We start from the raw sequence: 13699 nt of genomic DNA on the forward strand, positions 1-13699 counted from the left end.
TTTAAGGATGTGCCTACAGAAGGATATTGTTAACGCTTACCTATCTTTTCATAAAGTCTTTAGCTCTATTTTCAACACAATCCTGGTTAATCAGTCCTTTTTAAATGCTAAAATTGTTCCAAATCTTTTTAACGAACTGTATTTTAAGGCTCCAAAAGCTTTTCATTATTATTTCTAATCAGCTTAAACGTGAAATACATAAAATTGAGCATAATTCCCATTAAAAGGGTTACACCCCAGGTTTTTGTATATTCGAGTGGATAGATCAACCGTACAACAATATCATTAAATAATCCAAAAGGATTGTTCAGAACATCCCAACTGTTCCATCTCAGAAATCTTCCCAGATATACTCCAAAACTGCTTATAAAAAGAAAGAGGACAACAATACCATTGATAATTCTTTGCTTACTATAGCCCGATAAGAGTTTTTCAATATCATTAAGACTTAAAAAACCACAGATCAGCCCTGTCCAGGCATAAGAAAGTATTACAATCAGATCATACCAGATCGGAATCGTATTTCTTGCTTTCAAATGAAACAAATCAGTTAGTATATAGGGTGAATTGGGAAAAAATAGAATCCAGACTATAATAATTACGGCAATAGATATTTTACTTTTAATATTAAATATCAGTATAAAAGTACTCAAAAACAAGGGTATCCATGCGAGGAACAGGTTCCAGTTCAGAAAGAAAAACACCTTCGTCTCACTGATATAATATCTGAAAAGAGAAAGACTGAAACAGAACAAGGTCATAAGTACCAACAATGCATTCATTTTAAATCTCGGAGATCTTATAAACTTTTTCATCGTGTGTGTTTATTATTTAGTAGTTTCATAATAAATGATTTTAGAAAGAAATGATTTCGATTTTTCTATTTTAATTTTGTTCTGAAGATCTTTTTTAAACTTTGGATTATTTTTTTCATCTGCATATTTCATCAGGCTTTCTTCATTAAAATTAACCGATGCGGAATGGTAATTTAAATCAAAGTTTTTACGGGTAATATTCTGAGAAGTAATAAAACCACCCCAATTGATGTAACTGCAAATCAAAATGGTTCCATAAAGATACCAAGCCATGGTATTGAACAGGAATGCGTTTCTTTTTTGTCTTTGGATTTTAATAAAGGTTAAAGAAAGTCCGATCAGAGATAAAAGAAGGAAAGCAAAAACACCTAGTCTTTTATAAGTAAAGGCATAGTTGACAATATATTCGTAGTTTTTGACAGCAGCAGAGAGAATAAGTATTGCATTTAAAACAATCCAGACTTTTGCTAAAATTTTCAGCATTTTTGCTTTAGGGTCAAAATTGAACCCAGATTTAAAGTAAAACATAATTACCAGAATAGCCATCACAATAGACATAATCACTGCATTGACACGCTCATGGGTTTCTTCCGAAAGCTGAACCGGTGTTTTTGAAACTTCATAAAACTGTTCATAATTATAGGTAATAATAAAGAATACCAACAAAATATTCAGACAAAAGAAGGATATTACGCCACTCGTTCTTTCTGCGGCCAGATCAAGAAACGAATAGGTTGATTTAGGAATCTGAGCACTTTTCTGAAAATCATTATCCAAAAAATGATGGTTTTTATAGATCAGTTTTTCAACTGCAAAATTCCAGAAGTTAAAAGCAATAAAAAAGCCTAAAACGGAAAGACAGAAAACCTGCCAAAGATTGATATCCAGTTCATAATCTGTAAAAAGCGCTGCAAAATGATCACTTCCTGCGGCATAAATTCCAAAGAAAATGGAAATAAGAACTAACGGAATGAGTACAAAGGCCATCATTTTCTGCCACATTCCCGGAACATTTCTTTGAGGCAGCCATTTATCAAGCATAAAGATTCTACAAATTGAGGTACAGCAGTTGGTAATAAAAACAGGAATCAGAAAAAGGATCTTCATCTTCCTGTTTCTTGATTTGTAAGCCAGCAAAAGAAGCGAACTTGCAACAGCCAGAAATGACGCAAAGTCTCCATACCACGCAAATGCAATCCCCGAAAGTACACTTGCCACGGTAAGGATATAAAATGTCCTGGTTTTGTTTTTTTCCGGTGTTTTAAAGAAGTTCAGAATTGCATATAGAATTCCGAGGATTCCAAAATTCAGCCCCATATCCTGATCGTAAAATAGAACGACAAACAGGGCTGTTGTTAAAAATATATAATGATGTGTTTTCATGATATTAAGATTTAGAAGTTAGAATAAGAGATAAAAAGCTAAAAAAGAATAGATTAAAAAATCTTTACTAGAAATTCGAGTTGTGTTAACAAAAATTGATGACTATCAGAAAGTATATAAAAGCAATGGGAATATTAGCTATCAGGAGAAACATGGAGTTTCTGGATGTTATTTTCGCAGATATTTCCGTTAAGTATTCAATAAGCTCTAACAGGAAAATTATTACATTTAAAATGATGGCAGCAATCACATAAATAAACCCTAGCATCAAAAGAAAGTCCCATCTTGTTATCAGCAGAAGGATAAGCAGAAATGTCCCTAAAAGGAAAGAAATAATAAATGTATATTTTCCGGTATAACTAAACTTTATATTTTCCATATCAATAACTTTAATGTAAAACAACGGCATCTTTCTGTTGGATAAAATCTTTCAGGTGCTCAAAATTCTGCCAGAGTAAACCTTCGAAGTCCCATTTGTGAAAAGCTTTCATTGTCTGTCCTTTCCTATAAGCTTTGACATATATTTTGATATATTCCGGAAGAATAAGCGTTCCCAGTACAATAGCCGCCAGCAAATGGGCATTGAGCTTTCCGTTTCCCAGTAAAAGGTATTGCATGGCAATTTCATCCTCGAAATTGGTTCCACAGCCAGTGATTAGATGATGGACATCATGGTTTTCCATTTTGGGAATCATTGAAAACCCATGTTTATGGTAGAACTCCCCTAATTTTCTTCCCAACGAATCTTCCTTGAATTCCAACAGTTGTCTTTCACTGAACTGCCATTGCCTTTTTTTCTTTTTAAAGTACTTTCTGTATAACTTTTGAGTTTTATCGTACACAAAAAGCAGAAATTGAACGCGTATTTTTTTCATAGTATATATATTTAAAAAAGATTCTATCTTAATTGGGTATAAAAGCTACCAATGTCCATCAGAAAATAGATAAAGGCCAATAATACTATACAGAGCTGCAATTGGAATATTGATGGAAAGAATACCGATTGCTTTTACGTAAATTCTTAATCTGGACCTGTTGACAAGTCCACCAATCAAAAAAGTTATTACAAATAATAAATTGATTGGAGTAGCAAAAAGAAGCAGTAGGTAGCCTGCGACTGCAAATGATTCATTCTTGAATAATCCTCCTAAAAGGCAAATGCTTCCGATGGTAAGGCATATTCCAAATATTGATTTACTTAGATTGATAATTTCCCGATCTTTCATAATTATAATAATTAGTTCATTTTAAAACAAAGAACTTTGAATTACAAAGTAAAAATTCAAAAAAATATAAGACTATCGTCCCAATAATTTTTCAAGAGCATCCAGATGATCTGTAAAGGCTTGCCTCCCACTTTGTGTAACACGGTAAGAGGTCTTGGGCTTCTTCCCCACAAATTCTTTTTTCACTTCAATATATCCCACTTTTTCAAGAGCATTACTGTGACTGGCAAGATTTCCGTCAGTAATCTCTAACAATCCTTTCATTTCAGAGAAATCAACCCAGTCGTTCACCATAAGAACAGACATAATACCCAATCTTACACGGCTTTCGAATTCTTTATTAAGTTGACTTATTTTGATCATAATCGATAATAGGTTGCAGGTATAGGCCCCTTCGTATGAAGATATACAACCTAAAAAGCTGCAAAATTAATTTTTATTTATATTTCTTATGCATGATAAGTCCGTAAACTATATGCAGAATGCCGAAGCCAACAGACCAGAAAAATAACCCCCAGCCCAGAAAAAACAGGGAAAATAATCCGAGGATTACTTCACAATATCCCAGGTATTTTACATCGGGCAAAGTAAATCTTTCTGCACTTATCAGACCCAACCCATAGAAAATCAAAGTAGTAGGAGCTACCCACACTACTAGATGATGATAAATAAGAGCGGCACAAAAGATTCCACCAGCTGCTAACGGGATTGCAAAGGTAGTTAAAAGTCGCTTAGTAGTGCCGTCCCAGATCTTTAATCCTTTCTTTTTACTTTTATTGGCGGTAAAAATATAACCACTAAGAACAGCAACGACCAGAACGACTAATCCAATAATAACTAATTCCTGTACCAATGCCGGTGTAAAACTAAGTCTACTACCATTAATGTATTCCATCTTTTTACTTTCCATAGCAAAATAAGCATATCCGGCACCTAAAAGTGCTGCCACACCTGCCACTACTCCAGAGAGTCCACTTAATGAAATAAATCTGGAAGACCGCTCCATCATGGAACGGATATGAGACAAATCTTCGTGATAGTTTTTTGAATTCATAAAAAGAACTTTGAATTACAAAGTTATAAATTATTTTTAATCTTCAAAATATTTTTTAAATTTTAATGATAATTCCTTTCAAATGACTTGTTCACTGCTTAACATTAATATGGCAAGGCATTCAGTGGATGAGTGCATTTACAAAAAGAAATTCAGATCAGGAATAGAAAAAAAATATAAAAAACCCGTTTACACAATTTGTGAAACGGACTTTTGACTTGATCTTTAATTTATAAAGGTATATTTATGCATTTAATTTTCTTCTAAATAATCAATGGCATATTTTACCCAATCTTTTACAAATTTATCCATATAAATATCCGGTTGTAATCCGATATTATCTACAGGAAAATCTGGTAATCGTAATGAACGATAGGTTGGTAAAGCTAATGTATATTCAGGGCAACCGAAGTCAAAAACACGTGCAGAGGCATAGTCCAAGCCACCATAAGTGGGTGTTCCGAATATTTTTACTTTCTTACTTTGTCTAGTAAACATCACAAAATACTCGCCTGAACTGCCTACATTTTGGTTCGCTAATACCACTATGTTTTTTGGACTTTTTTCGGCAATTTTAACATTCATAGTATCCACTTCAGAACCGTAAATATTCACAAATTGATCTTTATTTTTTTTTAGTATTTCGATTTCTTTCTTAATTCGAGTTATTTCATTTTGTTTACTCTCATCATCTTTTATTCCGTCAATATACCCTTGCAGGCCATTGATCAAAGTAGGTGTTGATAGAAATTCTACTCCTAAGGTTCTAATTGATTGTGTCATTATATAAGGCAATAAATTGAGGTATGCATTATCTGTTCCGCCACCATTATTTCGTACATCAACTATTAAATAGGGACTGTTTTCAAGCAAATACTTGTTCTTTTCAATTAACCGATTTATTATATCAACGTAGGAATAATAAAAAGAAGGCAACGTTAAAAGGCTTGTCTTGTCGGTAATTTTTTTAAAAGTAAAACCGCTTAATTCAGTGATTTTATCTAAGGAATAATCATCTTTTGTATTGTCTCTGACAAAGAAGATCTCTAAATTGTCAAAAGAAATTATAGTTTCATTATAAATGGTATAATTTCCTTTTTTCAGGTTGTGGTCTTTGTCAAAATATTCATAAGTTCCATTTGGAAACAATCGGAATTTTACTTCTTTAGGTTCCCAAAGCCTTGAGTCTGATTTAATAACGAACCCTACGTATTCATTTTTCTTTGTTTTGATCAATCCAATGGTATAATCAAACTCACCAAACAATTTTTCATAATTGTTTTTCCAAATACCTTCAAGTTTAGTATGTCTATTTTTGAACTTCTTTTCAAAATTCTCAATACCCATCTTGATGAATTCTTTTTTGTGGACAGTTTCAGGTTTTTTTGAAGTTTGAGAATGAAGCCATAATATATGGCCATCTCTGAAAAAAGAAGTATATTTCTTTAGTACATCAAAACATGAAGATTGTTCAATTGTTTTTGTTTCTTGTTTCAATTGAAGTTTGAAACTGTTGTAAAGTACTTTGTCTTTGGTTTTCTCTTTAAACCCGGGATAATCACTTTCTATTTTTGTGATTAGATTGCTTAATGCTACATCACAATCACAATTCTGCTGTGCAAAGCTATTTCCTGTTGTGAGTAAAAATACTACAATTATAAATAGTTGTTTCATTTTATTTTTTTCCTTTTTTGTCTATTCACTGGCTTTTTCTAAAATAGAATCTTTGTTTTTGATAAAATTTTGAGTTGTATATTTTACAGGAATCTCAATTGAAAATACTGGAGCATTATTTTTCCTGCTACTTGAAACATTTACTCAAATTCAATTTGAAAAAAGGCTCTTACCCCTTGGTGTTAAAGTCTGATTAAAAAAGATCCTAAAAACAGTTTCTCAATTGTACTTTTCGTTTGGTATCTCTGGATGAAAACATTTCAAACTTCCCTCAACATTATAAAGATCAATAAATTGAGAAACACATCTACCCTCTGGAATTGGGCTACATTGATTACAGATAAACTGTTATGATTAAAACTTTGCTTTTCATTGGTGTGATTTTAAAGCAAAGAAAGGACGTAGTAACTACTTAAAATTGTAAAAATGGAAACTCTATATAAAAAGCCAGACGTTTTCTTTGTTGGTATCAACATTTTTAAAAAACAGACTGGGTTTTATAGCGGTTAATTCCTTAAAATCTTTGATGAAATGAGATTGGTCAAAAAATAAATTTCCATGAGACAAGTCTGTTAGGTTTTTGCTTTTCTTTTTGCTTATTACAGCATTTCTGAAACGATAAATTTTTCGATATTCAGATGGTGTTTTTCCAATGTTCTTAATGAAAAGTTTGTTAATGTACTGCCTCGACAAATTGTGCTTTTTTGCAATTTCTTCAATTTTCAAATCCCTTTCGATATCAGACAGAATTTGTTTCATTAACGAAAAATCTTTTGGCTGAAATTTTGAGAGCCAAAAGCTTTCCAATAATTCAATTTGCTCTTCACGATTTGTATGATTTAAGATTTTGTTCATACAGTTTTTAAAATCCGAGAATGGATTGTAGTCTGAAACATTTTTTCTTTCGGAAAACACACGTGAATCATTTACAAAATAATTTAATCCGAGTGGTTTAAAATATATTGTTATTTCGTTTATTGGCTTTTCACAAATAACTTCAATCGGATAATTATATCTAAACACCAAACCGGCCACAATCTCATTTTGAACAGAAGGAGTAACAATAATTTGGTTTTCTCCTAGAATAAGATCAGAATTGCAAATAACTGACAATATGCAAAAGTTATTAGGAAAAGTCAAGTATCTTATAGAGTCGGAACTCTGATTATCAGCTATAAAATAGTATCCTTCAATAAAATTTTTCAGAATATTATTTTTCGGTTTATAAAATTCTACCTTCATTTTTGTGTCATTATTCAAGTTGGCAATAGTCAAGGTCTTCGCGATAGATCTAAGGTCGCTAACTGTAATCAAATTTACTGAATTTAAATATGTTTACTGTAGAACATTAAATCAAATTAATCGGGTGGCTTTCTTTGCTTCTTTTCTTTAATTGCTGATGTAATAAAAAAGAAGTTCACCAAAAATAATGAAAGGATCACAATATCCCTAAAGTATAAAAGTAATCTATTTGATAAAAATAAGTCTTTTAAGTCTTTGTCTTGCTCTTTAAATACATTGAAGAATGCATCTTTTTTTAATATCATAAATCTTATAGATGCGCACTCGGATTTTATTCAATTTTTGGTTGGCTCTTAATGTTGTCTAATTACAACTATGCTTTATTACTTTGCTATCGGTTTTCTTTAATAGTTTCTATATTTTTTTTTAATAAAGAATCCTGCCACTCTTGGACAGGATTCTTTGCATTAAAATATATTAAAAAGTGACTTTATAAAGGATTCTGTACAATAAGCGGGTTGGCATTGATCTCTTTAAGTGGAATTAAAAACTCCCATCGTTTATCTGTATTAGGGGCAGTAAATAAATTATTTACCACAGTAGAAGAATGATTAGCTCCCGTTCTGTCAAGGTTCATATTCAGTCTTTTCAGATCCAGGAATCTAAAGCCTTCACCCCATAATTCAATTCTTCTGCTGTTAAGAATTTCATCAATATAAGCTGCTCCTGTCTTTACAGTTCCCTTATAACTTTCATCTCTATTTTTCTGTAATTGCAAAAACACAGCTTTTGATGCAGATTCCTGATTCATTCTAGCTAATGCTTCAGCTTCTATAAGATACATTTCTGCAGCTCTCATCAATGGAAGATCCACTCTACTATCCGAAGTACTTACTGATAAAAATTTTTGGCTTGTATAGGGAAATTTTGCGTAAGTGCCTGGAAGTGCTAAATCCAGATGTTTTCCGGTAGAATCTACAACTTTCTTTCTAACATCAGTTTTAGGAAACATTGCATAAAGCTTTGTATTCATAGCCTTAGGAGCCTGACGGATATTGGTAGAATTATAATTTCTTGACATATAAGCTCCAAAGTTAGAAAAAGAATCTCCCTGATCTGCAGCAATAGCTGACCCCCACATCCATTCCTGATTTCCTAAGCTATTGAATCCTGAAAGATAAGCTGAATTATCCATCAACTTAAATTCAGACCTCGCTGAATTGGCAGAAGCTGCAGCTAAAGAATAATTCCCCTGAGTTAAAGCAACTCTAGCAATAAGCCCTTGTACGATCTGCTTATCAAAGTGAGATTTACTGATTCTTTTGGTATTTGCAAGCTTTACTAATGCTTCATTTAAATCCAGATTAATCTGCTTATACACCTCTTCGACAGTACTTCTTGCAAGTGAACTTTCATCTGCAACTAGTCTTATAGGAACACCTAATTGGCTGTTGTTGGTATTGGGTACATATCTTTTACCATAAATCTGAACTAACATATAATAACAAAATGCTCTGAAAGCATGTGCTTCTCCTATTGCTGTTTTAATAGTATTTGCTTCTTCATTTGACCCTACAGGAACTCCTGGAGCTCTGGCAATAACCAAATTAGCATTTCTAATCAACGCATAATACAGTTGATATGGATAAAAAGCATAGTCACTGTTGGCATTGGCCTGATCCTGCCATCGTACAGTGGAAATATACCAATTGTTTCCGGTAGAAGGAAAAACCAGATCTTCTCCCAAAGCATCCATGATAATCATGATACCTCCCTGTCCATTCTGTCCCTGACTGTTATTATTGTTGGTCTGTCTTGAATAAAGATCTCTATGCATTCCGTTGATAATCGACATCACACCTGCAGCACTGGAAAAAGCAACCGATTCAGAAACTGCGGCTGTAGGTTCTGTATCAAGATAATCACTTTTACAAGATCCTAGAAACAACATTGCAGTAGCCGACAACAACACGGCCCATTTTTTATTTTTTTGTATTATATTTTTCATAATTTCTTAAAATGAAACATTAAACCCGATTGTAATAATTCTGGACGGTGTATATCTGTTAGAAGCCGTACCATTAAAACTTTGTCCAGGCTCCAAACCTTTTCTTGCTGTTTTACTCCAAAGGTTTTCTCCTGAAATCAAAATTCTAAATGATGTCAGACCATATTGAGCAATATCTTTTGGATTAAAACTATAAGCTAATGAAGCCTGTCTTAGAGAAATAAAATCTGATTTTACTAACCACCTGCTTGATGCAGCATTAGAACTAACGTATGTGGATGTATTTAAAGCAGGAATATCCGTAATCTGACCCGGGGTCGTCCATCTGCCCAAAATATCTGTACTTAATGCTCCTCCCTGAGAATAACTTGACATTAAAGAAGCATAATTTGAATCATATGTCATCCCTCCAAGCTGATAAGTGAACATTGCAGACAATGACCAGTTTTTATAGCTAACTGATGTACCAAAACTTCCAAAAAGATCAGGAATTGCTGTTCCTGAGTAATCATATTTTGCTTTATTCAGGTTGGTAGTAACCAAAGTTCCGTTCACTGTTCTTATATCTGAAGCAGTTGTTCCGGCAAGCTCATCAGCAACCAAAAACAATGGAGAACCGTCTGCGGGATCTACCCCATACCATTGTCTCAACCAATAATCGTAAACAGAATGACCTACAGAAATTTTTTTGGTACCGTTGATAATCTCAGTGATTCCATCTGATAATTTTGTAATCTGATTTTTAAGGGTAGAAGCATTTACATTCAGACTCCATTGGAAATTTTCATTTTTGATAACATCTCCACTTAAGCTGATTTCAAGACCTCTATTATACATTGCTCCGACATTTTTATAAATGTAACTGTTCGGCACCCCAGCAGAAACAGGTACAGGAACCTGAAAGATCAACCCATCGGTAATTCTGTTATAATATTCCACAGATCCTGAAATTCTGTTATTAAGAAATCCGAAATCAACTCCTATATCTGTTTGCTTGTTAGATTCCCATGTGATTTTAGGATCCGCCAAATACCCAAACAATATTCCCGGTTCAGCTCCATTATTGTATCCTAAATCAAATGTGTTCTGGTACATATAATAACTGTTGGTATTATCATTACCTACTTCACCATATGATCCACGAAGTTTAAGCTCACTGACAGTTCCTGAGCTCAGAAGGAAATCCTCTCCTTTTACTCTCCAACCTGCACCTAATGACCAGAATGAATGCCATCTTACATCTTCTTTAAATCTAGATGATCCGTCCCAACGTATAGACCCGGATAAAAGATATTTGGAAGCAAAATCATAATTGATTCTTGAAAAAGCACTCTCTTTACGGTAATTATCCGTCCATGACGGAAGTGACCTAATTGTCACAAAATTGATAAGCTCATCATTGTCATCCACTACTTGTCCCTGCTTGTATCCATAAAGGTATTCATACTGATATTTGTAGTTTTCATGTCCCAAAAGGAATTCCATATTGTGTTTACCGAATTTTCTTTTGTAGTTCAAGAGTTGATTAAAAGTAAGTGTCTGCTCAACAATTGAGGTCTTCTCTGCAGAGCCAGCAGGGGCTGCATCTCCGATTATTTTATTTCCGTAAGTACTTCTTCTATTATTTCTGATATCATATCCAACATTCGTTGAAATCGTTAAATACTGATCTATTTTAGCTTCAGCATAAGCTCTTGAAATAATATAATAATTTTTTGAAATATCTTTATTTAAGAGGGTTTCCTGGATAACATTTCTTCCTGCCGCCGCATCAGCACCTCTTGCATTTCCTGCATCAAACATCAGATTACCGGAAATATCGTACAGATTAGCAAAAGTAGATGGATCGTGAGCATACGGACTGTAAATAGGGCCCATAAATCTGGTCCATCTGTAAGGGTTGATATAGGCCGCATTATTATTGGCTCCATCCACTGAGTTGTTCCCATAAGTAGAGACTGCATTAAGACTTGTCCCCACTTTAAGCCAGCTTTTGATTTGAGAATCTGCTTTCAGTTTTGCCGTAAAACGTTCAAAATCAGATTTAATAATATACCCTAACTCATTAGTATAACTTACAGATGCAAAGTAGGTTGTCTTATTTGTTCCTCCACTGTAATTAAGTTCATAATTCTGCCTGAAACCGGTTTTCATAAGTGGTTGCTGCCAATCCAAATCTGTATACTTCAACTGAGCTTCGGGATTCAAAATACCATTTACAACCAGCAGATTATCTGGAACATTATATATATTAGTCTTTAACACCCCAGAAATAAGATTTGATGAAGCATATGCATTTGCTGCAGCAACAGTAGTTCCAGGAACCGATGTAAGTCTACCGTTTCTCAAAGCTTCCCAAATCAAAGGATAGTATTGAGCAGCATTTACACGGTCATATTCGGGAATTGAACGTCCTACATACCCAGTACTCATACTAAAGTTTAAAACATCAGTACCTTTTCTTCCCGATTTTGTAGTAATAAGGATTACTCCATTAGCTGCTGCTGAGCCATAAAGGGAGGTTGATGCTGCATCTTTTAAGATGTTAAAAGATGCTATATCATTAGGGTTGAGCGCTGAAAGAGAACCTGTATAAATTACACCATCTACAACATACAAGGGAGCAGAGGAGATATTATAGGACCCGATTCCTCTAATCTGTACACTTGGAGCACTTCCTGGTTGGCCGGTTCCCGTACTCACGTTAACTCCGGGACTAGCCCCGTCAATAGCTTGTCCTATATTGGTAATAGGACGATCAGCAAACTGCTTTGCTTTAATTTCTGTATTGGAGCCTACTAAAGTTTCCTTTTTTTGACTACCGTACGCTACAACAACAACCTCATCAATCTTTGTTTCCTGAGTTGTGGTGTCGCGTTTTGCCTTTTGGGCTTCTACGAAATGCCCTCCTGCAAAAAAGAGGACAGCCGTAGTCATTAATGACAATCGCATTTTCATATTTAACTAAATTTAACAGTGTGGAAGCAAATATATATTAATAAATCACAAAATATAATAAAAAAGGTTAAATTAACTAAATATAATTAATGAATGAAAATTATAAATAAATAATTAATTAATTATTTATAATTTTAATAATAGTTCAATAAACGAAGAACTTAAAAAACATTCGAAAATACGAAAAACATCAAAATAAAATGATTTCACAACCAAAAAAGCCGTTGAAACAATCAACGGCTAAGTATTTTTAAATAAAAATAGCTTTTTATTACTTATTTCACTTTTAATCGAGTTTTAATAGCTTCAATATTCTTCTTAGCAGAATCTTCTAAAATAAGGCTTGCACTCATATGAATTCTTGCTGGCATCAGTTCATTAAAATGATCTGTTCCTTCCCAGGAAACTTTTTTGATTAATGCTAAAGCATCACTACTCCTTGATGCTAATGTCTGTAAAAATTTTTCCAGTTTTTCATCCATTTCCTGAATATTGTTTGAAACAGAATGATATACATTATGTTGTTCTGCCCATTCTGCTGACCTGAAATCAGCATCAATAGCCATTGCTGAGAATTGTGATTTTCCGATTTTTCTTTCTACATAAGGACCAATTACGAAAGGCCCTATTCCTAAATTGATTTCCGTAAGTGCTAATGCAGAATCTTTTGTTGCAAAGCAATAATCAGCGCCACAGGCTATTCCTACTCCACCTCCTGTTGTTTTTCCCTGCACTCTTACAACAACAATCTTTCCACAGTTTCTCATTGCGTTCAGTACTTTAGCAAAACCTCCAAAGAACTTAGTGGAAGCCTCAAGCTCATCAATAGCCAGAAGTTCATCAAAGCTTGCTCCTGCACAGAATGCTTTTTCACCTTCACTTTTTACTACAATAGCTTTTACTTCATCTTTAGCTCCTTCATCTAAGATGGTCTGAGCCAGTTTCTCTAAAATTGCTCCCGGAAGGGAATTACTTTTTGGGGTTCCGAAAGTAATTTCGGCAATATTATTTTTGATTTCTGATGCAACGAATTCGTTCATTTTAATTTTTATTGGATTCTTACAAAAATACTAAATACAGCGCTTTTAGTAAAACTTAAAACAAACAAATTCATCTTATTTTTTAAGCAGAAGACTGAAAGAAAGCAAATTGGAAATTACTATTGAGCAAACAATTATTAATTACTCAATTTAAAATACTCAATTCAATTTTTAAGCACAAATAATATCCCTTTACGTAGAAATACGGAATGATCAATTTGGTATTTTCTACTCTAGTACTGCCTTTTGATTAGTTGTTCCTTTGGATAAGAAAATAAATCACTTAACGGCGGAATCTG

General features: G+C 33.5%; 12 protein-coding genes. 1 reads left to right on the forward strand and 11 read right to left on the reverse strand.

What is annotated here, in order from left to right; all coding sequences use genetic code 11:
- Positions 1 to 143: 143 nt before the first annotated feature.
- Both NBX25_RS10345 and NBX25_RS10350 read right to left on the reverse strand, forming a co-directional pair.
- Positions 144 to 815 (reverse strand): DUF1361 domain-containing protein, encoded by a 672-nt coding sequence (locus tag NBX25_RS10345; RefSeq protein WP_250253584.1) that lies wholly within the window; start codon positions 813 to 815, stop codon positions 144 to 146.
- Positions 816 to 827: 12 nt separating this feature from the next.
- Complete coding sequence (locus NBX25_RS10350; RefSeq protein WP_250253585.1) at positions 828 to 2198, reverse strand: DUF4153 domain-containing protein; 1371 nt, start codon at positions 2196 to 2198, stop codon at positions 828 to 830.
- 98 nt (positions 2199 to 2296) lie between these two features.
- Here NBX25_RS10350 and NBX25_RS10355 point away from each other — a divergent pair, with 98 nt between their 5' ends.
- Complete coding sequence (locus NBX25_RS10355; protein WP_250253586.1) at positions 2297 to 2452, forward strand: hypothetical protein; 156 nt, start codon at positions 2297 to 2299, stop codon at positions 2450 to 2452.
- A 135-nt stretch (positions 2453 to 2587) separates the two neighbouring features.
- Here NBX25_RS10355 and NBX25_RS10360 read toward each other — a convergent pair whose 3' ends face one another.
- From NBX25_RS10360 to NBX25_RS10400, 9 genes are all read right to left on the reverse strand, one after another.
- Positions 2588 to 3073 (reverse strand): Coq4 family protein, encoded by a 486-nt coding sequence (locus tag NBX25_RS10360; protein ID WP_250253587.1) that lies wholly within the window; start codon positions 3071 to 3073, stop codon positions 2588 to 2590.
- A gap of 45 nt (positions 3074 to 3118) precedes the next feature.
- Complete coding sequence (locus NBX25_RS10365; protein WP_123858938.1) at positions 3119 to 3424, reverse strand: hypothetical protein; 306 nt, start codon at positions 3422 to 3424, stop codon at positions 3119 to 3121.
- Positions 3425 to 3496: 72 nt separating this feature from the next.
- Positions 3497 to 3787: a winged helix-turn-helix domain-containing protein gene (locus tag NBX25_RS10370; RefSeq protein ID WP_045492574.1), complete on the reverse strand. Its 291-nt coding sequence runs from the start codon at positions 3785 to 3787 to the stop codon at positions 3497 to 3499.
- Between the two features lie 73 nt (positions 3788 to 3860).
- Positions 3861 to 4478, reverse strand: coding sequence for a hypothetical protein (locus tag NBX25_RS10375; RefSeq protein ID WP_250253588.1), 618 nt, complete (start codon positions 4476 to 4478; stop codon positions 3861 to 3863).
- 252 nt (positions 4479 to 4730) lie between these two features.
- Positions 4731 to 6152, reverse strand: a complete 1422-nt coding sequence (locus tag NBX25_RS10380; protein ID WP_250253589.1) for a S41 family peptidase — start codon at positions 6150 to 6152, stop codon at positions 4731 to 4733.
- A 435-nt stretch (positions 6153 to 6587) separates the two neighbouring features.
- Entirely contained in the window at positions 6588 to 7394 is an 807-nt protein-coding gene (locus NBX25_RS10385) for a helix-turn-helix domain-containing protein (protein ID WP_250253590.1), read from the reverse strand.
- Positions 7395 to 7884: 490 nt separating this feature from the next.
- Complete coding sequence (locus NBX25_RS10390; protein WP_349815575.1) at positions 7885 to 9402, reverse strand: RagB/SusD family nutrient uptake outer membrane protein; 1518 nt, start codon at positions 9400 to 9402, stop codon at positions 7885 to 7887.
- Between the two features lie 6 nt (positions 9403 to 9408).
- Positions 9409 to 12360, reverse strand: a complete 2952-nt coding sequence (locus NBX25_RS10395) for a SusC/RagA family TonB-linked outer membrane protein (RefSeq protein WP_250253591.1) — start codon at positions 12358 to 12360, stop codon at positions 9409 to 9411.
- 275 nt (positions 12361 to 12635) lie between these two features.
- Positions 12636 to 13400, reverse strand: coding sequence for an enoyl-CoA hydratase/isomerase family protein (locus NBX25_RS10400; protein WP_250253592.1), 765 nt, complete (start codon positions 13398 to 13400; stop codon positions 12636 to 12638).
- Between the last annotated feature and the right edge of the window lie 299 nt (positions 13401 to 13699).

It is taken from the genome of Chryseobacterium sp. Marseille-Q3244, assembly GCF_940807095.1.
GTDB lineage: Bacteria > Bacteroidota > Bacteroidia > Flavobacteriales > Weeksellaceae > Chryseobacterium.

Excerpts from the sequence above, each read along its gene's own strand:
- NBX25_RS10360 (WP_250253587.1), bottom strand. The coding sequence starts at position 3,073 with ATGAAAAAAATACGCGTTCAATTTCTGCTTTTTGTGTACGATAAAACT.
- NBX25_RS10380 (WP_250253589.1), bottom strand. The coding sequence starts at position 6,152 with ATGAAACAACTATTTATAATTGTAGTATTTTTACTCACAACAGGAAAT.
- NBX25_RS10400 (WP_250253592.1), bottom strand. The coding sequence starts at position 13,400 with ATGAACGAATTCGTTGCATCAGAAATCAAAAATAATATTGCCGAAATT.
- NBX25_RS10350 (WP_250253585.1), bottom strand. The coding sequence starts at position 2,198 with ATGAAAACACATCATTATATATTTTTAACAACAGCCCTGTTTGTCGTT.
- NBX25_RS10365 (WP_123858938.1), bottom strand. The coding sequence starts at position 3,424 with ATGAAAGATCGGGAAATTATCAATCTAAGTAAATCAATATTTGGAATA.
- NBX25_RS10355 (WP_250253586.1), top strand. The coding sequence starts at position 2,297 with ATGACTATCAGAAAGTATATAAAAGCAATGGGAATATTAGCTATCAGG.
- NBX25_RS10385 (WP_250253590.1), bottom strand. The coding sequence starts at position 7,394 with ATGAAGGTAGAATTTTATAAACCGAAAAATAATATTCTGAAAAATTTT.
- NBX25_RS10390 (WP_349815575.1), bottom strand. The coding sequence starts at position 9,402 with ATGAAAAATATAATACAAAAAAATAAAAAATGGGCCGTGTTGTTGTCG.
- NBX25_RS10370 (WP_045492574.1), bottom strand. The coding sequence starts at position 3,787 with ATGATCAAAATAAGTCAACTTAATAAAGAATTCGAAAGCCGTGTAAGA.
- NBX25_RS10395 (WP_250253591.1), bottom strand. The coding sequence starts at position 12,360 with ATGAAAATGCGATTGTCATTAATGACTACGGCTGTCCTCTTTTTTGCA.
- NBX25_RS10375 (WP_250253588.1), bottom strand. The coding sequence starts at position 4,478 with ATGAATTCAAAAAACTATCACGAAGATTTGTCTCATATCCGTTCCATG.
- NBX25_RS10345 (WP_250253584.1), bottom strand. The coding sequence starts at position 815 with ATGAAAAAGTTTATAAGATCTCCGAGATTTAAAATGAATGCATTGTTG.